19 protein-coding genes and 1 pseudogene are annotated in these 22,204 nt (G+C 57.0%); 12 read left to right on the top strand and 8 right to left on the bottom strand.

The features are described from left to right. Nucleotides 1-113: 113 nt before the first annotated feature. From C2E16_RS11000 to C2E16_RS10990, 3 genes are all read left to right on the top strand, one after another. Nucleotides 114-398 carry a hypothetical protein gene (locus C2E16_RS11000; RefSeq protein WP_038625958.1) on the top strand — a complete coding sequence of 95 codons (285 nt, stop codon included), beginning with the start codon at nucleotides 114-116 and terminating at the stop codon, nucleotides 396-398. Between the two features lie 434 nt (nucleotides 399-832). After that, nucleotides 833-3,916, top strand: coding sequence for a hypothetical protein (locus C2E16_RS10995; protein WP_144380558.1), 3,084 nt, complete (start codon nucleotides 833-835; stop codon nucleotides 3,914-3,916). 331 nt (nucleotides 3,917-4,247) lie between these two features. Continuing rightward, nucleotides 4,248-5,147: a LysR family transcriptional regulator gene (locus C2E16_RS10990; RefSeq protein ID WP_038625962.1), complete on the top strand. Its 900-nt coding sequence runs from the start codon at nucleotides 4,248-4,250 to the stop codon at nucleotides 5,145-5,147. On the opposite strand, the gene C2E16_RS10985 is transcribed toward C2E16_RS10990, so the two are convergent. The 7 genes from C2E16_RS10985 to sapA all read right to left on the bottom strand — a co-directional run bounded on the left by C2E16_RS10985 (nucleotide 5,144) and on the right by sapA (nucleotide 12,714). Beyond that, nucleotides 5,144-6,280 carry a CMD domain-containing protein gene (locus tag C2E16_RS10985; RefSeq protein ID WP_038625964.1) on the bottom strand — a complete coding sequence of 379 codons (1,137 nt, stop codon included), beginning with the start codon at nucleotides 6,278-6,280 and terminating at the stop codon, nucleotides 5,144-5,146. The genes C2E16_RS10990 and C2E16_RS10985 overlap by 4 nt on opposite strands. Nucleotides 6,281-6,493: 213 nt before the next feature. Beyond that, entirely contained in the window at nucleotides 6,494-7,282 is a 789-nt protein-coding gene (gene fabI / locus C2E16_RS10980; protein WP_038625966.1) for an enoyl-ACP reductase FabI, read from the bottom strand. Nucleotides 7,283-7,442: 160 nt separating this feature from the next. Further along, nucleotides 7,443-8,255, bottom strand: a complete 813-nt coding sequence (gene sapF / locus C2E16_RS10975) for a putrescine export ABC transporter ATP-binding protein SapF (RefSeq protein ID WP_038625968.1) — start codon at nucleotides 8,253-8,255, stop codon at nucleotides 7,443-7,445. Further along, complete coding sequence (sapD, locus tag C2E16_RS10970; protein ID WP_038625970.1) at nucleotides 8,255-9,247, bottom strand: putrescine export ABC transporter ATP-binding protein SapD; 993 nt, start codon at nucleotides 9,245-9,247, stop codon at nucleotides 8,255-8,257. The genes sapF and sapD overlap by 1 nt, the downstream gene beginning before the upstream one ends. Continuing rightward, nucleotides 9,247-10,137 (bottom strand): putrescine export ABC transporter permease SapC, encoded by an 891-nt coding sequence (sapC, locus tag C2E16_RS10965; protein ID WP_038625972.1) that lies wholly within the window; start codon nucleotides 10,135-10,137, stop codon nucleotides 9,247-9,249. Before sapC ends, sapD begins: the two co-directional genes overlap by 1 nt. Further along, a complete protein-coding gene (sapB, locus tag C2E16_RS10960; RefSeq protein WP_038625974.1) occupies nucleotides 10,124-11,089 on the bottom strand; it encodes a putrescine export ABC transporter permease SapB in 966 nt (321 codons plus the stop codon). Before sapB ends, sapC begins: the two co-directional genes overlap by 14 nt. Beyond that, nucleotides 11,086-12,714, bottom strand: coding sequence for an ABC transporter substrate-binding protein SapA (sapA, locus tag C2E16_RS10955; RefSeq protein WP_038625975.1), 1,629 nt, complete (start codon nucleotides 12,712-12,714; stop codon nucleotides 11,086-11,088). Before sapA ends, sapB begins: the two co-directional genes overlap by 4 nt. A 381-nt stretch (nucleotides 12,715-13,095) precedes the next feature. Here sapA and uraH point away from each other — a divergent pair, with 381 nt between their 5' ends. Then, nucleotides 13,096-13,506 carry a hydroxyisourate hydrolase gene (uraH, locus tag C2E16_RS10950; protein ID WP_038625977.1) on the top strand — a complete coding sequence of 137 codons (411 nt, stop codon included), beginning with the start codon at nucleotides 13,096-13,098 and terminating at the stop codon, nucleotides 13,504-13,506. Between the two features lie 291 nt (nucleotides 13,507-13,797). Next, nucleotides 13,798-14,832 carry an acyltransferase family protein gene (locus C2E16_RS10945; RefSeq protein WP_052133892.1) on the top strand — a complete coding sequence of 345 codons (1,035 nt, stop codon included), beginning with the start codon at nucleotides 13,798-13,800 and terminating at the stop codon, nucleotides 14,830-14,832. A gap of 11 nt (nucleotides 14,833-14,843) precedes the next feature. On the opposite strand, the gene pspF is transcribed toward C2E16_RS10945, so the two are convergent. Next, complete coding sequence (pspF, locus tag C2E16_RS10940) at nucleotides 14,844-15,854, bottom strand: phage shock protein operon transcriptional activator (RefSeq protein WP_038625979.1); 1,011 nt, start codon at nucleotides 15,852-15,854, stop codon at nucleotides 14,844-14,846. 163 nt (nucleotides 15,855-16,017) lie between these two features. Here pspF and pspA point away from each other — a divergent pair, with 163 nt between their 5' ends. The 7 genes and pseudogenes from pspA to tyrR all read left to right on the top strand — a co-directional run. Further along, a complete protein-coding gene (pspA, locus tag C2E16_RS10935) occupies nucleotides 16,018-16,683 on the top strand; it encodes a phage shock protein PspA (RefSeq protein WP_038625981.1) in 666 nt (221 codons plus the stop codon). 89 nt (nucleotides 16,684-16,772) lie between these two features. Further along, nucleotides 16,773-17,000, top strand: coding sequence for an envelope stress response membrane protein PspB (gene pspB, locus C2E16_RS10930; protein ID WP_038625983.1), 228 nt, complete (start codon nucleotides 16,773-16,775; stop codon nucleotides 16,998-17,000). Beyond that, entirely contained in the window at nucleotides 16,997-17,359 is a 363-nt protein-coding gene (gene pspC / locus C2E16_RS10925) for an envelope stress response membrane protein PspC (RefSeq protein ID WP_038625985.1), read from the top strand. Before pspB ends, pspC begins: the two co-directional genes overlap by 4 nt. A 46-nt stretch (nucleotides 17,360-17,405) precedes the next feature. Further along, entirely contained in the window at nucleotides 17,406-17,633 is a 228-nt protein-coding gene (pspD, locus tag C2E16_RS10920; protein ID WP_084970160.1) for a phage shock protein PspD, read from the top strand. Nucleotides 17,634-17,783: 150 nt separating this feature from the next. After that, on the top strand, nucleotides 17,784-19,181 hold the full coding sequence (locus tag C2E16_RS10915) for a YcjX family GTP-binding protein (protein ID WP_038625989.1): 1,398 nt from the start codon (nucleotides 17,784-17,786) through the stop codon (nucleotides 19,179-19,181). Continuing rightward, nucleotides 19,178-20,254, top strand: coding sequence for a TIGR01620 family protein (locus C2E16_RS10910; RefSeq protein ID WP_038625991.1), 1,077 nt, complete (start codon nucleotides 19,178-19,180; stop codon nucleotides 20,252-20,254). The genes C2E16_RS10915 and C2E16_RS10910 overlap by 4 nt, the downstream gene beginning before the upstream one ends. Nucleotides 20,255-20,487: 233 nt before the next feature. Beyond that, nucleotides 20,488-22,056: pseudogene (tyrR, locus tag C2E16_RS10905) on the top strand (transcriptional regulator TyrR); the annotation flags it as partial. Nucleotides 22,057-22,204 lie beyond the last annotated feature (148 nt).

Genomic DNA, 22,204 nt, shown 5'->3' with positions numbered 1-22,204 from the left:
GAGATTTTAAACATGAACGCAGGTTAATCGGCGCGATAGCTTCAAGGGACGCCATGTGCATCTCCTCGAGTAGAGGCGCTGCCGACAGAGGTAGCCAGGAAAACCTGACTGCAATGCTTAGCAAAGAACAACGCCAGCGCTGCTGGCCGCCGCATCTGCGGCATCGCTCTTTACCATCCCGGCCCGCCGCCAACGCGGGACTGTTATCAACACAGCAAGCCGCAGTTGCGCTCTCGTCGCAGGGTGACTGTCACTGTGATGATGAAAAAGACATTAACGTACTGGTGACGCGTAAATCAGACGGCGTGCCGTTGAATATCATCAAGCAGCAGGACGGTACGGCAATTCGCATCATCGATAACGCGACGGTGAACCAGGGCCAGCGCAGCATTGAATAAGGTGCAACGTCATCCAGGCATACTCTGTATTTTTCGTTTTCGGCATTTTATGGGGGTATAGTATTTCCAGCCGCCGTCGACAAGATGGACAGCACCGGCCTCCGAATCCGCAGGCAGGGAAAGCCTCTGACGGCGGCTCCTCTATAATCCTTACCAAGGGTCGCCTCCGGGCGGCCTTTTTTACACCTCAGCCGTCGCGCTTTTACTGCTTTCGATAACTCATCGTGCGTTTCTCGCAAACGCAGCGGCGGCACGCGTGCATTATTTTGTGCGGCAACGCAACCGGCTGGGACATGCGCAGTCGGCAGCTTTTATCTGAATAACCGGTCAGCTCATCTTTACTGACATCGCTGAGCAGAATTATCTCATCCGCAAAAACCGAGTCGAACCCGCCAGACAGTAATAACCAGACTTGAACAGCATTATCGGGGGAAATGCCTGAATCAATCTATGACGTTTTACCGTTATTTAATCCATCGTTCAGAAAACAGATTTATTTATTCCACTATTTTCTCTGCAATAAGGAAACCTCAATGACAACCCAAACAACGCAAACCGCAGTACAGGCGCTTCCTGATACGGGTTACAGTACCGCTGAAAACATTCAACAAATTAAAAATATGGATCCACAGCGTGGCGCCATGGTCTTTTTTAATGACGGCTTCTTTAAATACGATCCTGATGATACAGAGACGGCTGAAGACGAAGCCTTAACGATAATCGCAGCAAACAATAAGCGGATGAAACGTCAGTTTACCGGCGATATCCAGGCCTCCTGGTTCGGTGTGGTCGCCGATGGGAAAACCGATTGCCGTAAAAATTTGATTAAAGCCTGGCAGTATGGTCTGTCAACAGGAAGAACCATCAAAATGCCCGTCGGCAAGGTCAATATTGGCAGCGGGTTTGAAACGTCCCGGCGTATTGGTTCCGCTGATACCGGAGAGGCGCGTATTTTACTGGTGGCCAAACCAGAGGATCCTGGCTGCATTATCGATGCCTATGGCTGCGTACTGGTGCCGGAAGATATAGCCCCTGTCTATACGAGTCCCGATCCCGCTTTTGTCACCATTACGCCTGACCCGACGCTAACCACTAATGACGTGTATCCTACCGGTACGGTTTTTAGCTTTATTGTTGCTGGTCAGACCGTGAAATATACGGCGAAAGCGGGTGATAAAGGCGCACAGGTTGTAAACGGGCTGGTGGCTTCGTTTAACAATATCAAAGCGCTGGCATTATGGTTGGCAACTGCATCGACCCAAACCGTAGAGAATGACGCCGGTGAGAAGGTGACGCGGCCGGTACTAAAATATGGTCGTACTAAAGACACCAATGATTTTCCATCCCAGGGGGAACAGAAGACGCTGATTAATGTGACCAGCGTAACAACCAACGGCTGGTATAACGAAATAAGGCATTTCCAGTTCTTTGGCTCAGGTTCAGGCGCGATTGCGAAGGTTAAGGATAATAACGCCTCTGAAAGCCTGTATAGCCCAACTGAGGACAACTGTCCGTTTCCGCCTTTTACTATCAAAGGGCTTGGATTCGACTACAGCAAACAGTCTTATCAGGGCGGTACGGCCGCAAATCCGGGCGTCAACCATGCTAAGCCCTGGGGAAATGGCGCGCGGCTTATGGATGTACAGTACGCCGTCTATTTTCAGCTTATCGACTGCGAGTTTAAAAACAATTACGGCAATGGCATTCGCCTGCTTAAATGCTATCGCCCGCGTATTCAGAATTGTCTCGGTGAAAATATCAGCGCTAACCAGGTTGTTGCCTCGGCTAACGGCGCTGAAAACGCGGATCATGCCGGCGGCTTTATTTTTGCCAGCTCCTGCTATGGCATGGTGGTAGATGGCACAACCGTACGTAATACCCGTCGCTTTGAGGCTGATTATGTTACGCCGAAGGGTACGCAAACCAAAGGCGGCATTTGCGGCTATATTGGCATCTGGCAAGAATATCCTGTCGACCATGAAACGACCTGGTCACAAAATAAGCTCGCTTTTCCTAAATATGTGCCAAATGTTTTATTTAATCTTCATGAAGCCAATAAATCACAGCTAAGCACCGATCGCATCGCTTCCGGCAATGCCATTATTAACTGTCAGGTAGAGGGATATACGCTGGGCGTTAAGGCGGAAAATTATGTTGAGGTTACGCTTTATAACGTTCAGGTACGTGACTGCTATATCCCTTTTCAGACGTCAAACAGCCGTATGCGGCTTCATGGCTGCACCGGGACTTTCGGCATCTGCGATCCGGCAGCTGGGCTGATGCGTAACCCTCAGCTTGGGTTTTCCTCGATTACGGCTATTCTGAGTGCGAAAGATTTCGATCTCAGACCAGATAACTTACAGAACGCTCAGATGGGGTATGGCGGCGCAGCCCCGGATAAAGCGGGACTGACAGCGCATGGCTGTACCTTTACGGCTAAAGACGGTGCGCTTATCTCAGCGGCGACAACAGGCGTGACGATTGATTCCTGTATGCTTATCGTCGATGGCGGGGCGGATATTTTTAACCGCGTCGCGCCAAGCCCCAAATCCGCAGGTTTGAGCTTTACCAATAATACGGTGATGCTGACGAAAGGGAGTAATTCAGCGGGCATGGTTGTTCGCGGCCAGGATTCGGCGCGCATCTGCAACAACACGTTTCTTAACCTGAATCGAGAACAGGTGTTTCTGATTGATTTTGGCAACAACCAGAACAGCGCCAGCGAGGGCAATGCGGGCGTCGTTGCTATCGATGGACGCGGCTATTTTCTTTTCTCCGGGAACCGTCTGTATGGCGCTGTTGCGCTGCGTTCCCAACACACCTATGCCCTGGTGCATTCTCGTGATAATACCTTCCATGCATGGCCTAAAAACCAGGAGGGGGCTTATCCAGGCATCACCAGCGCCAGCAAAATGTATCCCTTATGGCTGACGACGGGCACCACACCGAATGTTCGGGGTTTTGTCAGTGATGGTGACACCTTCCTGGTGAAAGCCGATTTTACTGCACCTGTTATTTATGATGTCGGCAGCAACACTCAGCTTCGTAACCTTACCATTCGCTTTGTGGAGTACGAAACCGGTGAAACGCCGCTTACAGGCGGCCTGGCGAGTTCGCTTATCCAGACCTGGGGTAATGGGGAAATGACGCTTGATAACGTACAGGTTATTGGCAATGAGGTGCGCAAGGTTGCGCTTTTACAGGGCGGCACTACCAATACCAAAGCCTGGGGGCTGACTTTTCGCAACGTGCGGGATGACAGCGAAGATGCGCCGTTGATCCTCTCTGGCACAACTGTAGAAGGGCCTCTGCGTCTGGAGGGCGCCAACCATTATGGAATGGGTAAAAAGTTATTTGGCAGCGCCGCGAAGGAAATGAACCTGAGTTCGAATATCAGTAAAAATTATCAACCTTACCCTGGAGAACGCCTGACCTATCATACCGAGCTGGTGCCAGCTAATCCGCAGGGCGCCATCTGGAATGGCACCGAGTGGGTGACCTACAGATTCAATGCGTAAACTTTTACCGTTTTAAGCGCGAAACGAATGATGGCGGCCTTTGACCGCCTTTTTAACAACGGTCTTTCAGTGTCTTCAGACCAGCTATGGCGTTTTATTTTTGTCCCATGGTTAGCACAAAGAGCTTTGTGCAAAAGCCTGCATGGCAGCAATCTCGGAGGCAGATAGTGAGTATGCTAAGATAATCACGCTATAAAGAGACCAGAGGTCCCTCTGCTCGACGGATAACCCATCAGGAAGGCATGTTAAATTTTAAGTCAGTACGCCTGCGAGTACATAATTTTCACGCACCCCGATTTTATCTATCCTAACTTACTGAATTATAATAACTATGGATATAAAACAACTTATTTATCTGTGCAATCTGGAGCGTGAGCGTCATTTCGGCCGCGCCGCGGAGGCCAGCTTTGTCAGCCAGCCGACCCTTTCAATGCGCCTGAAGAATCTGGAGCGCGAATTAGGCCTGTCGCTGATCAACCGCAGCAATAACTTTGATGGTTTTACCGCTGAAGGCGAAAGGGTGCTCGCCTGGGCGCGCGAGATCGTATCGGTTTATCAGGGACTAAAGCTTGAAGTGGAGTCGCTGAAGCATGGCGTGAACGGCACGCTGCGGATCGGCGTGGTGCCGCAGTGCAGCGTCTCGCTGCCGCTGCTGCTCAAGATGGTCAGCGATCGTTATCCGCAGCTTGATTACCGCATCGCGGTGCTCAGCGCCGATCAGCTGCTGGAGGCGCTTAACAGCCATACCGTGGATGTCGGCATCGGCTTTTTTGAACTGGCGACACTGCGCGAGCTGCATTTTCAGGCGGAGTCCCTGACCGATAACGGCGTGGAACTGGTTTACCATCCCGACCATTTTCCTGAGCTGGACGCGTATGACACGCTGCGCGTCACGGATATCGCTACGCTGCCGCTCTGCCTGGCGGAGCCAACCCGCTATTTTCGGCGCTATCTCGACGCCAGCTTCCGCGAAGCGGGCGTGACACAGCGCGTAATTATGGAGAGCACCTCAATATTTCAGCTGCTGCAAGGGGTACAGGTGGGGCTGGGCTGCCTGATCTCCCCGGTGGGGCACCTGCTGCCTGATATGAACCCGGCGTTGCACCGGCGTCCGCTGGCGATCGCGCCGATGGCGCGTCATGCGGCGGTGGTCATTGCCGAACCGGGACGCGCCACGCCGCTGTCGCAGCATTTCTTTGATGAGGTGCGGCGCATTCTCAGTGAGGGTTAATGCTCGCCAAGCGCCTGTACCAGCCGGTTATTCCAACCCGCCAGCGCCACGCGCAACACCAGCGCGAACAGCTGCTGTTGCGACACACCCTGCGCCAGTAGCGGCTGCAAATGCGCGGCGCTAAGGCGATCCGGCGCGCGCGTCAGCTGGGCGGCGAACGGGATCAGCGCCTGCATTAACGGCTCACGACGGCAGGCGTTCAGCGCATGTTCAACGCCCTGACGTAATTCATCCGCATACGGACCGCGATAACTTTCAAAGCAGAGCGTGCTGCCGTTGATGCGCGCCGCCACCGCCTGCGCCAGCCGCTCCAGATCCGTTGCGGGCGACAGGGTGGAGTGCCAGTCGCTCCAGACGCGCAGCGCCTGTTCATCCCATGCGAGCAGCCAGGCCATTTCCGTCAGCGCGCATGATTCCTGCGCCGCTTCAATCGCCGCCAGCTGCTGTGGGCTGGCGTAGCGCCGTTCCAGCGGCGGCAAACGCGGACGCCAGGCGCGCTGCGTAGCAAAGCGCTGCGCTTCCGCATCGATCATCTCATTCAGGCCCGGCAGCCAGCACACCGGCAGACCGATCATCGCCTGCACGCCAGCCGCCACGCGCGCCTGAGCGCTGACAAAGCCGATAATCTGGCAGATTGTGACGATATCAGGCGCGGTCAGCCCTACCTCATCAAGCCGCTGGAGCGCGGCGGCATCGATCACCGCGGGCTGGCTGGCGAGCTGACGGGCGAACTGCGTCATCTGCGTAAGACGGTTATTGCTTTCGCGCGACGAGTCGGGCCCGGAGAGGGGATTAAGCCGCGCAGCGTAGTGGTTGCACAGTCGCTGGATGTTGTTGACCTGCGCCACCGTTAACGCGGTGGCGAGCTTATCGTACAGCGTCAGCGTGTGGGTGAGCGTCGGCGTCACGCTGTCAGGCAGCAGCAGCAGGCTGAGCGCCTGTCCCGCCTGTAACGACTGACGAAAATGATGAAACAGCGGGGCCAGGGCGTCGCCCTGCTGTTGCAGGCCGAGTAAAAAACGATCGTCAGCCCGCGCCGCTTCGGGATAAAGCGGGGGCGCCTGTTCAGCGCGATAGCTGGCCTGGGTTTCATGATACCAGTGGCTGTTGCCGGAATAACGGCGTGGTTCCATGCGCGTTCCTTTCACAAATGAGCAAACCCGATGCATTAAAACACAGCAGAAAACGCCGTAAATTCGGGTCAGAATGGCAGGACTATCCTGCAACAAGCGAAAGGTGGCATCAAAGAATGTTCAGCGATAATAAATAGCGGAAAGCTATAACGTGAGAGGCGAGAAAAAGCGCGGGGGGAAAGCGGGCGAGACTGACGCCTCGCCCAAAGAACCTTATTTCAGTTCCAGTTCGTTCATTGCAGCGATGCTGAAGCCGCCGTCAACGTGAACCACTTCGCCGGTGATGCCGCCAGCCAGGTCGGAACACAGGAAGGCCGCGGAGTTGCCCACGTCTTCGATAGTCACGGTGCGACGGATCGGCGTAACCGCTTCACAGTGCGCCAGCATTTTACGGAAGTCCTTGATGCCGGACGCCGCCAGGGTACGGATCGGACCGGCGGAAACGGCGTTGACGCGCACGCCTTCCGGACCCATCGCGTTCGCCATGTAGCGTACGTTCGCTTCCAGAGACGCTTTCGCCAGACCCATGACGTTGTAGTTCGGGATCGCGCGCTCTGCGCCCAGGTAAGACAGGGTCAGCAGCGCTGAGTTCGGGTTCAGCATCGCACGGCACTCTTTCGCCATCGCCACAAAGCTGTAGGCGCTGATGTCGTGCGCGATTTTGAAACCTTCGCGGGTGACGGCGTTCACATAGTCGCCATCCAGCTGATCGCCTGGGGCGAAGCCGATAGAGTGAACGAAACCGTCAAATTTAGGCCAGGTTTTTGCCAGTTCAGTAAACAGCGCTTTGATGCTCTCATCTTCAGCAACGTCACACGGCAGAACGATATCGGAGCCCAGTTCTTTAGCGAACTCTTCAACGCGGCCTTTCAGTTTATCGTTCTGATAGGTGAAAGCCAGTTCCGCGCCCTGTTTGTGCATCGCCTGTGCAATACCGTAGGCGATGGAGAGTTTACTGGCAACGCCAGTAATCAGAATGCGCTTACCGGAAAGAAAACCCATAGCTGTAATCCTTATGGTCATTGTTGTTGGCGGCCGCAAAGCTTAAAAAATGCGCAGCCGCGTTAATCGACCCGGCGATTCTAGCACGAGTCTGGAGATAGCGTTAATCCGACCTGTCGGTTGGCGAAAAGCGCCGCAGCAGGTGAATAAGGCCAGGCATTTAAACCGGCGGATCGCGGCGCCATGCGTCCGCCGTCAGCGCCTCGCCGAAGTGGCTGGCGATCATGCGGCGTGTCAGGTTGTGCAGGGGAGCGGCCAGCACATCGGCGGTGCCGCCGCGCTCCACAACTTCCCCCTGGCTCATCACCAGTACCTGATCGCTGATGTGCTTCATCATGCCGAGATGCTGAGTAACGAAAATATAGGAAAGCCCGTGCTTATTCTGCAGTTCCAGCAGCAGGTTGACCAGCTGCGAACGCATCGACATATCGAGCGAGGCCATCGCTTCATCGGCGATAATCACTTTCGGTTGCAGGATCAGCGCGCGCGCCAGGCCAACGCGCTGTTTCTGACCTGGCGCCAGCATATGCGGATAATAGGCAGCGTGGTCGGGCAACAGGCCCACCTGGCGCAGCGTGGCGTTAATGCGCTTTTCGCGCGCCTGGGCGTCGAGATCGCTGTTCAGACGCAGCGGAAAATCGAGAATATGGCCGATGCGCTGACGCGGATTCAGCGAGGTAGAAGGGTCCTGAAAAATCATGCGGATAAGCTTACTGCGAAAACTGTAGTCGCCGTAGTGCAGCGGGCTGTCGTTAATGACGATTTCGCCCGCGGTCGGCTCCACCATGCCGCTGAGCATCTTCGCCAGCGTCGATTTGCCGGAGCCGTTTTCGCCGATGATCGCCAGCGTCTGCCGCTCGCGCAGCGTAAAGCTGACATCCTTAACCGCTTCAACGTGCTGACGTCGAAACAGCCCGGTGCGATAGCGATAAGTTTTGCTGAGGTTACGCACTTCCAGCAGGGTCTCAACCATCAGGGCTTCTCCATATTCAGCGGAAAGTGGCAGGCGAAAAGATGATTCTTCGCGCCAGCCAGGCGCGGCGTTTCGATGCATTTCTTCTGCGCGTAGGGGCAGCGCGGGCCCAGACGGCAGCCGATAGGCAAATGCTCCAGCGACGGAATCGCGCCCGGCAAGGTGTTCAGACGGCTTTTATGCGGCAGCGCGCTACCGAAATCGGGCATTGCGCGAATCAGCGCCTGGGTATACGGATGATGCGGCGTATTGATCAGATCGCTGCTGGAGGCGGTCTCCACCGTCTGTCCGCAGTAAAGCACATTGATGCGGTTGGCCCACTGGCTCATGGTGCGCAGGTCGTGGCTAATCAGCAAAATGGTGGTGTTATTATTCTGGTTGAGCCGGCTCAGCAGACGGAAAATTTGCGCCTGAGTGGTCGGCTCCATGGCGTTGGTCGGCTCATCGGCGATCAGCAGACGCGGCTGGTTCGCCAGCGCGATAGCGATCATGACTTTCTGGCATTCCCCTTCGGTCAGCTCGTAGGGATAGCTGCGCATAATATCCTTATGATCTTTAATGCCGACGCGATGCAGCAGTTCGATAGCGCGCGCGTGGCGCCAGCGGAAGCGTTGATACCAGCGCCCTTTGTAAGTCCAGCCGGGGATCGCCTGCATAATCTGGCGGCCCACTCTTTCCGATGGGTCGAGACAGGATTGCGGCTCCTGAAAAATCATCGATACGTTGTGGCCGATAATGCGGCGGCGCTCGCGTGGCGACAGGCGAAGCAGATCGATGTCATTAAAGCGCATCCGATCGGCGCTGACGCGCCAGTTATCTTTGGTCACTCCGCAGATCGCTTTGGCGATCAGACTCTTACCGGAGCCCGATTCGCCCACCAGCCCGCGGATTTCGCCTTCGCTCAGCGTCAGGTTAACGCGGTCGACCGCTTTCACCGGCCCGTCGGCGGTCATAAATTCGATGGTCAGGTTACGGATATCAAGTAACGGCATTATTCCACTCCCGCCACGATGGCGCGGCGAATTCCGTCGCCTAACAGGTTGATAATTAATACGCTCAGCATAATGGCCGCGCCGGGCAGCATGACGGTCCAGGGCGCGACGTAGATCAGCTCCAGCGCGTCGCCGAGCATTGCGCCCCATTCGGGCGAGGGCAGCTGCGCGCCGAGATCGAGAAAGCCGAGCGCGGCGATATCCAGGATCGCCATCGACAGCGCGCGCGTGAACTCGCTTACCAGCAGCGGCAGGATATTAGGCAGAATGGCGTGCCGGAGAATGTTGCCGTTGGTGGCACCGTCGAGACGGGCGGCGACGATATAATCCTTCTCCAGCTCATCGTGCACGGCGGTATAGATCGCGCGCACCAGGCGCGGCAACAGCGCCAGCCAGACCGCCAGCAGCGCATGCTCCAGACGCGGTCCCATAAAGGCGACCACCACAATCGCCAGCAGCAGCGACGGGATCGACAGCAGCGTATCGAGAATATGGTTCATCACCGCCGATCGCAGGCCGTGAGTAATACCCGCCAGCACGCCCAGCACGACCGCGCACAGCGCCGCCGCCAGCGTCACCAGGATGGCCGAACCCACGGTCGGCGCCGCGCCGCTTAACAGACGACTCAGCACATCACGTCCTAAATCGTCGGTGCCGAGGAAAAAGGAGACGTCGCCATAACGCGACCATGAAGGCGGCAGCAGCTGGTAGCCCAAAAACTGCTGATCGAGGCCATACGGTGCCAGCCAGCCGCCGAACAGGCAGAGAAACAGCAGCGCGATAAAGCCGTAGAAACCCACCATGGCGCTGGTATCATGGTAAAACAGGCGCCAGATGTGACGAAAGGGGCTGGGCAGGCGCTTCTCGGCGTAGATATTATCTAAGGGCATACCATTCCTTATGTTTCAGCGGCGTCATCATGGCGCCCAAAATATCTGACAGTACATTCACCGTAATCACCAGACCGCCGACCACCATCACGCCAGCGGAGATCGCGGCATAATCCTGTTGACGAATGGCGTTTACCAGCCAGCGGCCGAGCCCAGGCCAGCTGAACACCACCTCGGTGATCATCGCCAGCGTCAGCATGGTGGCGAACTGCAATCCCAGCCGCGGGATCACCGGCGGCAGCGCATTGTGCAGTACGTGACGACGAATTACCGTAAAGCGCGACAGGCCGCGAGTCGCCGCCGCTTTGACATAGTTGGCGTCGATAACCTCGCTGGTGCTGTTGCGCAGCAGACGGATTACTTCGGTCGTCGGGCCGACCGCCAGCACGGTGACCGGCAGCACCATATGCAAAATGACGCTGACGATCATCTCATTGCGCCAGGGCGAATCGCTGATGAACGCGTCAATCAGGGCGAAGCCGGTCACTGGCTTCAGCTGATACAGCAGGTCGATGCGGCCGCTCACCGGCAGCCAGCCAAGGTTGAGCGAGAAAAAGAGGGTCAGCAGCAGCGCCAGCCAGAATACCGGCATCGAGAAGCCGAGCAGGGCGGAGGCGCCAATAGCGCGATCCTGCCACTTATTGCGCATCACGCCGGCGATAATGCCCAGCGGAATGCCCAGCAGCAGCGCCAGGCTGAACGCCAGGATGCAAAGTTCCAGCGTGGCGGGAAACACCTCGTGCAGCTGCAAATTGATCGACTGGCCGTTGATGCTGGAGACGCCGAAATCGAGTTGCAGCACGCCGGTAAACCAGAACCACCAGGCGTCCAGCAGGGAAGCGCCCTGCAGCGGCGCGTGCGGCGTGAAATAGCTCAGGCTGAAGGCTACCAGCGTTAACAGAAACAGCGTCACCAGCAGCAGCACCAGACGACGCAGCGTATAGATAATCACGGTTTCGACTCCTCGCCGTTATCACGATGTACGCCGGCAAAGGATGCATTGCCAAACGGACTTAACACCAGGCCTTTAATATCGTGCCGGTAGGCCTGCAAACGCAGGGAAGAGGCGAGCGGCAGCACCGGCAGCTCGCGCGCCAGAATCTGCTGCGCGCGATCGTAGCCTTCAATACGCGCCGCGAGCTGCTGAGACAGCAGCGCCTGATGCAGTTCGGCATCAAATTCAGTATTGCACCAGTGCGCGTAATTGGTCTGAGAATTGATGGCGGCGCAACTCAGCAGCGGCCGAAAAAAGCTGTCCGGGTCGTTGCTGTCGGTGGCCCAGCCGGTCAGGGTTAAATCGTGATTCATCTCCATCAGGCGCGCCTCCTGAAAGCGGCCTTCCACCGACACGATAGAGACGCGTACGCCTATTTGCGCCAGGTCGGCCTGAATCAGCTCGGCGGTTTTCAGCGGACTCGGATTCCACGACTGCGACGCCGACGGCACCCAGAGGCTCAGCTCCAGATTCTCCAGCCCCAGCTTTTTCAGCTGCTCCCGCGCCTTATCGGGATTATATTCGGTAATGCGCGCTTCGCTGTCATAGGCCCATGAGGCGCGAGGCAGCACCGATGCGGCGGTTTCCGCAGTGCCGTAGTAGATTGACTCCATCAGGCGCTCATTATTGATCGCCAGCGCCAGCGCCTGACGCACCTCGACGCGGTCGAGCGGCGCTTTGCGCGTGTTGAACGCCAGATAAGCGATGTTCATGCCCGGACGCAGCGTTAAACGCAAACGAGGATCGTCGCGCAGAATCGTTAACTGGCTGGCGGCAGGGTAGGCGAGCACATCGCATTCGCCGGTCAGCAGTTTCGACAGCCTGCCGGTGCCGCCCGCGCCCATATCGATCACTACCTGCGGCATGCGCGGCAGGCCTTTCCAGTAGTCAGGGTTGCGTTCCAGGCGCACATACTGCCCGGCGCGATACTCGTTAAGCATAAACGGCCCGGTGCCGACCGGCTGGCGATCCAACTCTTCCTGGCGATCGCGCGCCGCCAGGCGATCGGCATATTCCGCCGACAGCACGGGCGCATAGTGGGTCGCCAGATGCCAGAGAAACGAGGCGTCCGGTCCTTTCAGGCGGATTTCGACGGTATCGTTGTCGATTTTTCTGATGCTTTTTACCGCATCGGCATATTGCAGGCTGTCGAAATAGGGATAATCGCCGCCGTTGATGTTATGCCAGGGATGTTGCCGATCGAATATGCGCGCGAAGCTGAACACCACGTCGTCCGCGTTCATGGTGCGGGTCGGGGTAAACCAGGCGGTTTTCTGGAACGGAACGTGACGGCGCAGGTGAAAACGGTAGGTGGCGCCGTTATCCAGCGTCTCCCAGCGTTCCGCCAGTTCAGGGATCAGACGATAGGTATAGGGATCGACATCCAACAGGCGGTCGTAGAGCTGAGCGGAAAGGGTATCAACGACCAGGCCGCTGCTGGCCAGCTGTGGATTGAAGGTATTCATGACGCCGCTGACGCAGTAGACGAAACCGCCGTTACGAATATCTTCTGGCGGCGCGGCATGCGCTGCCGCGCCGAGCAGCGCAAGCCCTGACAACAGCCCGGATAATAATTTCAGCATAGAAAGTCAACATTCAAGGGTAGACAAGCTGAGTGTATCGCACTCTGCAAGTTGACCCAAAATTTGCCGGGACGGACGCTGTTTTTTCCACCATTCCACCCCGTTCAGGGACTATTCCTTCAGGCGCGTTGTGGGAATGAGAAAAATTCTCAACAAAAGGGTTTACAAACGATATTGAGAATGATTATTATTCCTCTGCGCTTCGACGGTGGCTCTACCGGAGAGGGCACGACATTGCTCACATTGCTTCCAGTATGACTTGCCCGCCGATGCGGGCTTTTTTTTAATCCCACTTCTGGGAAATTTCAGATCTGACACGCATTTCCTGATCTTTCCTGCGCCTGCGCTTAGGCTGTCAGGACAAACACAAAGGAGATGCAAATGAAAATTCAAGCGGTTTTATTGCTGGCAGGCATGGGCGTGATGGAGCACGCGGTTGCAGAAACACCGCGCAATCCGATCAGCGTACACGTATTAAACACCCAGACCGGCAAACCTTCTCAGGGCGTGAATGTCGACCTTGAACAGCAGCAGGGCGGCAAGTGGGTGCGGCTGGCGAGTAAAACCACCGACGTGGATGGTCGTATTCCCGCTTTTTATCCTGACGGCAAAAACTTTGCCGCTGGCGAGTATCGCGTTACCTTCCATACCGGTGACTATTTCCACAGCCAGCAAAAAGAGACTTTCTTTCCGGACGTGCCGGTGAACTTCAGGGTGACCAACACTCAGGAGCACTACCATATTCCTCTGCTGCTGAGCCAGTACGGTTTTTCCACCTACCGAGGCAGCTGATCGCCGCAGGCGGGCGATCTGAAGTCAGTCGGTTAATACACAGCGTGCCGCAGAAGGAAACGACTGCGGCACGGCTTTATCGTCCCTGTCTCCGCCATCTTCAGGCCGCTTTCCCGCCGTTTCATAGGTTATCCCCATCCTGAAATGTGATTAACTTCACTGAACGTCCTTTGCCAGACAAAGCTTAGATAGTCATGTAGCCATAAGCGCCATTAAGTTAACGCTGCATTTAATACCGGGCTGTTTTCGTTTTCCGGTGGGTAATCTTTAACTTTTGCTTACGGATAAAGAATGATTATTTCAGTACAACTGCTGCGCGCGCTGGCGGCCATTATGGTGGTGATGCATCATATTACTATTAAAGCCGGCCAGTATCATAATAACGCGCTCAGCGGATTTCATATTGGAGAATTTGGCGTCGATCTTTTCTTTATTATTTCTGGCTATATTATGTGTTATACCACGGAGGGGAAGAAAATAGTTCCCTGGGTATTTATTCAGAGACGTATTAAGAGAATTATCCCGCTCTACTGGGTGATGACTGCGATTGCGCTGGCGGTTTACCTTGTCGCGCCCGCCATGGTTAACGCCTCCGGCGGCGAAACCAGTATCCTTGCCTCCTGGACGCTGTTTCCGCTGGGCAAAAAACTGCTGGTCAATAACGGTTGGACGTTGAGTTATGAGTTCCTTTTTTATCTGACTTTTGCCGTCTGCCTTATCGCCGGCAGTGCGGGAAGACGCATCGTGTTGACCTCCTTGCTGCTTATTGCAATTTTTATCACCGGCTTGCTGTTACAGCCGCAGCATCCCACTGCCAAATTTTTAACCAACGGCATTATTCTGGAGTTTATTCTCGGTATGCTGGCGTTTAAAATGACGCACAATCGACACCTTACGAAACTATTATGCGCGTTGCTGGCGCTGTCAGGTTTATTGTTATTAATCATCCAGAATCAAACCGGGATATATCATAGCGCGGCTGGCCGGGTCATTAGCGGCGGAATACCGATGTTCTTATTCTTTACCGGCGTGGTGGGACTGGAAAATGATATTAAACAGTCGTCAGTGCCTGGCATAAAAACATGTGTGCTGATTGGCGAAGCCTCTTATTCACTCTATTTGATCCATGCCTTTACGCTGTCGGCCGGCGCCGTCGCGCTGAAAATGCTGCGCCTTTCGCATCACGATGTTCTGTTTACGTGCGTTTTGCTGGTGAGCTCGATTATTGCCGGTCTTCTCTGCTGGCGTTTTATCGAGCAGCCGCTTAACGCCTGCTTTAAACGTCGCGACAACCGGGCTGTGGCGGCGCGACTGCCGATAAGCTAATTCTGCGCGCGTTATTCTGTCTGCTGAGGATTTATCTCATGCTTTTTCAACATGGCGCGCCACTGGTGATAGGTGACGCCAAGCAGCTCCGCCGCGCGGCGCTGGTTATGGCGCGCCTGTCGCAGGCTCTTTTCCATCAGCGCCTTTTCCTGCCGCTGCTGCCAGAGACGTAAATCGAGCGGCAGCGCGGGCAGGGCGTCAGCCTGTGACGACGGCGCCTGCGGCAACGTGGCGGCGGGCGTTGACGAACGTTGCGCGAAAGGATTAATGATAATTTCATCCAGCTCCTCGTCCGCCGTGGCGTGACGGTACACCGACCGTTCCACCACATTTTTCAGTTCGCGGATATTGCCGGGCCACGCGTAATCCAGCAGCGTCTGCCGCGCCGCGTCGGAAAAGCCGGGGAACAGCGGCAGCCTCAGCTCGCGGCACATCTGAATGGCGAAATGGTCGGCCAGCAGCAGGATATCGCTGCGGCGCTCGCGCAGTGGCGGCAACTGCACCACGTCAAACGCCAGCCTGTCGAGCAGGTCGGCGCGAAAGCGGCCCTCCTGCGCCAGCTGCGGCAGGTCGGCATGGGTCGCGCACACCAGCCTGACGTTGACCTGCAACGACTGGTTGCCGCCCACGCGCTCCAGCTGACCATACTCAATCACGCGCAGCAGCTTCTCCTGTACCAGCATCGGCGCGGTCGCCAGCTCATCAAGAAACAGCGTGCCGCCGTCGGCGCGCTCGAAGCGTCCCAGATGGCGCTGGCGCGCGCCGGTAAAGGCGCCGGCCTCATGTCCAAACAGCTCTGAATCGAGCAGGTTTTCATTCAGCGCCGCGCAGTTAAGCGAAATAAACGGCCCCTGCCAGCGGTCAGAGAGATAGTGCAGGCGGCTGGCGATCAGCTCTTTACCGGTGCCGCGCTCGCCAATCACCAGCACCGGCTTGTTCAGCGGTGCCAGCCGGGAAACCTGTTCCAGCACCTCAAGAAAGCTATTGGCTTCGCCCAACAGGTTTTCGTTGCTTTCGCTCATGGTTAATTTGACCAACAGTTGGTGATAAAAACCAATTTAGCCGAGGTGAGCAATAACGTCAATTTTATAAAATCAATATTATCAATGAATTAAAAGTTGGCACGCTTATTGGATAAGAGATAGCGAAAGCGACATTTAGCGCTAAACACTGGAGGAGTTAATTATGGGTATTTTTTCTCGTTTCGCCGACATCGTGAACGCCAATATCAACACGCTGCTGGATAAAGCAGAAGATCCACAGAAAATGGTTCGCCTGATGATTCAGGAAATGGAAGATACGCTGGTTGAAGTGCGCTCCACTTCAGCGCGCGCGCTGGCTGAACGTAAACAGCTGCTGCGTCGTATCGAGCAGGGCGAACTGCAACAGAACGAATGGCAGGAAAAAGCCGAGCTGGCGCTGCGTAAAGATAAAGACGACCTGGCCCGTTCAGCGCTGATCGAAAAACAGAAGCTGACCGATCTGGTGGCGTCCTTGCAGCAGGAAGTGAGCCAGATTGACGAAACCCTGGCGCGCATGAAAGGTGAAATCGCCGAGCTGGAGAAAAAACTGAGCGAAACCCGTGCTCGCCAGCAGGCGCTGACGCTGCGTCATCAGGCGGCTTCTTCTTCCCGCGACGTGCGTCGTCAGCTCGACAGCGGCAAAATCGACGACGCCATGGCGCGTTTCGAGTCCTTTGAGCGCCGCATCGATCATATGGAAGCGGAAGCAGAAAGCCATCGTTTCGGTAAAAGCAAAACGCTGGATCAGCAGTTCGCCGAGCTGAAAGCGGATGACGCCATCAGCGAGCAGCTGGCGGCGCTGAAAGCTAAAATGAACCGCAGCGAATAAGGAAAGCACGCCCTGTTCACGAATCGCAGGGCGCTGCCGCGTTGTATTTAGCCATTTCGCCCGTGGGGCGACACCTTCAAGGAGAGAGAATGAGCGCACTATTTCTTGCCATACCCCTGACGATTTTTGTGCTGTTTGTGGCGCCGGTCTGGTTATGGCTGCACTACAGCAATCGTCAAAACGGCGCCGCCAGCCTGTCATCAGGCGATATGCAGCGCCTGCAACAGCTGACCCAGGACGCCAGGCGTATGCGCGAGCGTATCCAGGCGCTGGAAGAGATCCTTGATGCGGAACATCCAGAATGGAGACAGCCATGAATAAAAGCCGATTCAGCGGGAAAAAGCTGTGGCGTATTCCGCAGCAGGGAAAAGTAAAAGGCGTTTGCGCCGGGATTGCCCACTATCTTGAAATCCCGGTGACGCTGGTTCGCGTCATTGTGGTGCTGTCGATGCTGTTTGGCCTGTTTATGTTTACGCTGGCGGCCTACATCATTCTCAGCTATGCGCTGGACCCGATGCCGCCGCATGCCGAGGACGAAGCCGCGCCGCTGCGCGCCGATGAGCTGCTCGACGCGTTAAGCCATGAGATGAAGCAGAACGAAACGAAGCTGCGCCATCTGGAGCGCTACGTCACTTCGGAAACCTTCAGCGTCCGCAGCCGTTTTCGTCAGCTTTAATGTGGCTGTGTCGGGGCGACCCGGCCAGCCGTCCGTAAGGAGAGTTATGTCGAATTTTCGTCAGCGCGCAATCCGCGCAACGCCGACGCTGAAACGCGCCGGCAAGAAGTTATTGATTCATGGCCTGATGCTGGCGCCTGCCGGCATCAGCGGCTGGGCGGTAAAGGCGGTGGCGCGTAAGCCGCTGCGCCTGCTGATCGCCTTTGCGCTGGAGCCGCTGTTGAAAAAAGCCGCCAGCCGCCTTGCTTCCCGCCTGCGTTCCCCGGCGCGCTGATCGGCGCGTCCGGCCCCGGCTTCGCCTGCTGAAAAAGCGCAGGCGCGTCGTCGGTTAGCCCTTTTTTCCCCGCATACGGTACACTAATGGTCGATCTGCCGGGACGCCTCGGTTTCTCCCGGCGCGGCAAATGCAGCAAGGATGAGCCTGATGAAAAGAATTCAACATGAACTGGCGACATGGGTTAACCGGGGCGTAGATCGTCATCTGCGGCTGGCGGTGACCGGCCTGAGCCGCAGCGGTAAAACGGCCTTTATTACCTCGCTGGTCAATCAGCTGCTGAATATTCACGGCGGCGCGCGGCTGCCGCTGTTCTCCGTGGCGCGCGAAGAGCGACTGCTGGGCGTGAAGCGCGTGCCGCAGCGCGATATGGGCGTCCAGCGTTTTACCTATGATGAAGGGCTGGCGCAGCTCTATGGCGATCCGCCCGCGTGGCCGACGCCGACGCGCGGCGTCAGCGAAATGCAGTTGGCGCTGCGCTTCCGTTCGCAAGATTCGCTGCTGCGTCATTTCAAGCAGACGGCGACGCTGTGGCTGGAAATCGTCGATTATCCAGGAGAGTGGCTGCTCGATCTGCCGATGCTGGCGCAGGATTACTTCAGCTGGTCGCGTCAGATGAATGGTCTGTTGCAGGGCGAGCGGGTGGAATGGGCGGCGGAGTGGCGTCGTCTCTGTCACGGTCTCGATCCGCTGGCCCCGGCGGATGAAAACCGCCTGGCCGCGATTGCCGACGCCTGGACCGCTTCGCTGTTGCGCTGCAAGCAGGAGGGGCTGCACTTTATTCAGCCCGGACGTTTCGTCTTGCCGGGCGAGATGGCTGGCGCGCCGGCGTTACAGTTTTTTCCCTGGCCTCAGGAAGGCGACGTCAGCGAAGCGCGTCTGGCGCAGGCGGATAAGGGCAGCAACATCGCTATGCTGCGGGCGCGTTATGACTACTATTGCCAGCATATCGTTAAGGGATTCTATAAAAATCACTTCCTGGGCTTCGATCGTCAGATTGTGCTGGTGGACTGCCTGCAGCCGCTGAACAGCGGGCCGCAGGCGTTCAACGATATGCGCTTAGCGCTGACCCAGCTGATGCAAAGCTTCCACTACGGCCAGCGTACGCTGTTTCGCCGTCTCTTTTCCCCGGTTATCGATAAGCTGTTGTTCGCAGCGACCAAAGCTGACCATATCACCGCCGATCAACACGCCAATATGGTGTCGCTGTTACAGCAGCTGGTGCAGGACGCCTGGCAAAACGCCGCGTTCGAAGGCATCAATATGGATTGCATTGGACTGGCGTCGGTACAGGCGACGCAGAGCGGCATCGTGGATCATCAAGGCGAAAAAATCCCTGCGCTGCGCGGCCATCGTCTGAATGACGGCGCGCCGCTGACGGTGTTTCCAGGCGAAGTGCCGTCACGACTGCCGGGCAACGCGTTCTGGCAGGGGCAGGGTTTTCATTTTGAACAGTTTCGGCCGCAGCCGCTGGATGTCGATCGGCCGCTGCCCCATATCCGTATGGACGCCGCGCTGGAATTTTTGTTAGGAGATAAATTGCGATGAGTCAGCCGCCGTTAAAACCGCGCATCGATTTTGCGCAGCCGCTGGAGAGCGAAAAAGCGCAGGCGCTGAAGCCCGCGCAGCGCTTCGATGCGGCGGAAGAGAGCCTGTTTACCGCGCGTCAGGATGAGGATGCGCTGGCGGAAGCGCCGCGTGAGGAACAGGTAGTGGAGGCCGCGCTGCGTCCTCGCCGCAGCATCTGGCGCCGTATGGTGATGGCTGGCATCGGGCTGTTTGCCGCCAGCGCGGTGGCGCAGGGCGTACAGTGGATGCTGGACGCCTGGCGCGATCAGGCGTGGTTTGCGCTTGGCGCTGGCGCGGCAGGCCTGCTAATCGTGCTGGCGGGCGTCGGCGCGCTGGTTACCGAATGGCGGCATCTTTATCAGCTGCGTCAGCGCGCGGAAGAGCGTGATACCGGACGCGAACTGTTGCACAGCCACGGCATCGGACGCGGCAAAGCGTTCTGTGAAAAGCTGGCGCGGCAGGCGGGCCTGGATCAGGGGCACCCGGCGCTACAGCGCTGGCAGGCGGCCCTGCATGAGACGCACAACGATCGCGAAGTGGTCGCGCTCTATGCCCAACTGGTTCAGCCGGTACTCGATCGTCAGGCGCGCGCCGAAATCGGCCGCAACGCCGCCGAAGCGACGCTGATGATCGCCGTCAGCCCGCTGGCACTGGTGGATATGGCCTTTATCGCCTGGCGCAACCTGCGCATGATCAACCGCATCGCCGGCGTTTACGGCATTCAGCTCGGCTATTTCAGCCGTCTGCGCCTGTTTCGTCTGGTGCTGCTGAATATCGCTTTTGCTGGCGCGTCGGAACTGGTGCGCGAGGTGGGAATGGACTGGCTGTCGCAGGATCTGGCGGCGCGGCTTTCTACCCGCGCCGCGCAGGGCATCGGCGCCGGCCTGCTGACCGCGCGTCTGGGGATCAAGGCGATGGAGCTGTGTCGCCCTTTGCCCTGGCTGGATGACCGCCCGCAGCTCGGCGATTTTCGGCGTGATCTGATCGCACAGTTAAAAACACGTCTACAGCCGCGCGCCGTTAAAACGGAAAAAAAGGATACGCTTTCATAAGGGTATAAAAATGGACCAATCGCGGCCTGACGGCGATGCTGTCCTGCATGAAGTAAAAAAAATGTTATAACCCTCTAAAAAATGGTGGAAGCGCATGATTATCGCTCACGCTTCCGCTACACTCCTTGCGCAACGCCGTGCTCTGTCAACTTATCCTGACAGAGCGCTTCAGGCTCTTCGTAAGTTGGCGTATTATTTCATGATTCGCTGTTACCAAATTCAATAAGGCCTACCCAATGCGTTTGGAAGTCTTTTGTCAGGACCGAATTGGTCTCGCCCGTGAACTGCTCGATCTGCTTGTGGAGCGCAGCATAGATTTGCGGGGCATTGAAATTGCGCCGATTGGCCGTATTTATCTCAACTTTTCCGCTATCGCCTTTGAGCAGTTCAGCCAGCTGATGGCGGAAATTCGTCGTATTCCCGGCGTCACCGACGTGCGCACCATCGCCTATATGCCTTCAGAGCGCGAGCATCGCGCGCTGAGCGCGCTGCTGACCGCCATGCCGGAACCGGTGTTCTCTATCGATATGAAGGGCAAAGTGGAGCTGGCGAACCCGGCGGCACAAAGCCTGTTCGGTCTGGATGAGCATAAAATCCGCAACTACGGCATCGCCACGCTGGTGAGCGGCTTTAACTTTACCCGCTGGCTGGAGAGCGAGCGGGTAGAGGCGCAGACGCAGCACGTAGTGATCCAGGGGCGCGACTTCCTGCTGGAGGCGCGTCCGGTTTACGCCGCCGAGGAAGAGGGCGCCACGCTGCCGGTCGGCGCGATGGTGATGCTGAAATCGACGGCGCGCATGGGCCGCCAGCTGCAAAACTTGGCGGTCAACGACGACCGCGAGTTTCAGCATATCGTCGCGGTCAGTCCGAAAATGCGTCAGGTGGTGGAACAGGCGCGCAAGCTGGCGATGCTCGATGCGCCGCTGCTGATTGTCGGTGATACGGGCACCGGCAAAGATATGCTGGCGCGCGCCTGTCATCTTCGCAGCGCGCGCGGCAAACAACCCTTCCTTGCGCTCAACTGCGCCTCGCTGCCCGACGACGTGGCGGAAAGCGAGCTGTTCGGCCATGCGCCAGGCGCCTATCCCAACGCGCTGGAAGGTAAAAAAGGGTTTTTTGAACAGGCTAACGGCGGTTCGGTGCTGCTGGATGAGATTGGCGAAATGTCGCCGCGCATGCAGACCAAGCTGCTGCGTTTTCTTAACGACGGCACCTTCCGACGCGTCGGCGAGGAGCACGAGGTGCATGTCGATGTGCGCGTGATCTGCGCCACCCAGCGCAATCTGACGGAGCTGGTACAGCGCGGCGAATTCCGCGAGGATCTTTTCTATCGTCTGAACGTGCTGACGCTTAATCTGCCGCCGCTGCGCGATCGTCCACAGGATATTCTGCCGCTGACCGAGCTGTTCGTCGCCCGCTTCGCCGACGAGCAGGGCGTGCCGCGTCCGCGCCTGTCGCCGCAGCTGAACGCCTTCCTGACACGCTATAACTGGCCGGGCAACGTGCGTCAGTTGAAAAACGCGCTCTACCGTGCGCTGGCGCAGCTGGAAGGATATGAGCTACGTCCGCAGGACATCATGCTGCCGGAGTTTACCGAGCAGCTGGCGCTGGACGAGCAGGCAATGGAAGGATCGCTGGATGAGATTACCAGCCGCTTTGAGCGTTCAGTGTTGACGCGGCTTTATCTCTCTTACCCCAGCACGCGCAAGCTGGCGAAACGGCTTGGCGTCTCCCATACCGCGATAGCCAACAAGCTGCGCGAATATGGGCTGAGCCAGAAGAAAGGGGAGCCGGAGAGCTAACCGTGCTGCCGCACCGTGGCTGCGGGCGCATCAGGCGCTCGCGGTTTATAAGGGCAGGGCGATGGTGGGCGGGGGCAACGGTTTATTAAAAGCCCGGTGATGCTGCCAACTTACTGATTTAGTGTATGATGGTGTTTTTGAGGTGCTC

Source organism: Mixta calida (assembly GCF_002953215.1).
In the GTDB taxonomy this organism is placed as follows: domain Bacteria; phylum Pseudomonadota; class Gammaproteobacteria; order Enterobacterales; family Enterobacteriaceae; genus Mixta; species Mixta calida.
The sequence above is the reverse complement of the archived record's forward strand: the minus strand, read 5'-3'. Positions and strand labels throughout refer to the sequence as shown.

Bases quoted from the DNA above. Each gene is read 5' to 3' on its own strand.
- C2E16_RS11000 (WP_038625958.1), top strand. From the start codon at position 114: ATGCTTAGCAAAGAACAACGCCAGCGCTGCTGGCCGCCGCATCTGCGG.
- C2E16_RS10995 (WP_144380558.1), top strand. From the start codon at position 833: ATGCCTGAATCAATCTATGACGTTTTACCGTTATTTAATCCATCGTTC.
- C2E16_RS10990 (WP_038625962.1), top strand. From the start codon at position 4,248: ATGGATATAAAACAACTTATTTATCTGTGCAATCTGGAGCGTGAGCGT.
- C2E16_RS10985 (WP_038625964.1), bottom strand. From the start codon at position 6,280: ATGGAACCACGCCGTTATTCCGGCAACAGCCACTGGTATCATGAAACC.
- fabI (WP_038625966.1), bottom strand. From the start codon at position 7,282: ATGGGTTTTCTTTCCGGTAAGCGCATTCTGATTACTGGCGTTGCCAGT.
- sapF (WP_038625968.1), bottom strand. From the start codon at position 8,255: ATGGTTGAGACCCTGCTGGAAGTGCGTAACCTCAGCAAAACTTATCGC.
- sapD (WP_038625970.1), bottom strand. From the start codon at position 9,247: ATGCCGTTACTTGATATCCGTAACCTGACCATCGAATTTATGACCGCC.
- sapC (WP_038625972.1), bottom strand. From the start codon at position 10,137: ATGCCCTTAGATAATATCTACGCCGAGAAGCGCCTGCCCAGCCCCTTT.
- sapA (WP_038625975.1), bottom strand. From the start codon at position 12,714: ATGCTGAAATTATTATCCGGGCTGTTGTCAGGGCTTGCGCTGCTCGGC.
- uraH (WP_038625977.1), top strand. From the start codon at position 13,096: ATGAAAATTCAAGCGGTTTTATTGCTGGCAGGCATGGGCGTGATGGAG.
- C2E16_RS10945 (WP_052133892.1), top strand. From the start codon at position 13,798: ATGATTATTTCAGTACAACTGCTGCGCGCGCTGGCGGCCATTATGGTG.
- pspF (WP_038625979.1), bottom strand. From the start codon at position 15,854: ATGAGCGAAAGCAACGAAAACCTGTTGGGCGAAGCCAATAGCTTTCTT.
- pspA (WP_038625981.1), top strand. From the start codon at position 16,018: ATGGGTATTTTTTCTCGTTTCGCCGACATCGTGAACGCCAATATCAAC.
- pspB (WP_038625983.1), top strand. From the start codon at position 16,773: ATGAGCGCACTATTTCTTGCCATACCCCTGACGATTTTTGTGCTGTTT.
- pspC (WP_038625985.1), top strand. From the start codon at position 16,997: ATGAATAAAAGCCGATTCAGCGGGAAAAAGCTGTGGCGTATTCCGCAG.
- pspD (WP_084970160.1), top strand. From the start codon at position 17,406: ATGTCGAATTTTCGTCAGCGCGCAATCCGCGCAACGCCGACGCTGAAA.
- C2E16_RS10915 (WP_038625989.1), top strand. From the start codon at position 17,784: ATGAAAAGAATTCAACATGAACTGGCGACATGGGTTAACCGGGGCGTA.
- C2E16_RS10910 (WP_038625991.1), top strand. From the start codon at position 19,178: ATGAGTCAGCCGCCGTTAAAACCGCGCATCGATTTTGCGCAGCCGCTG.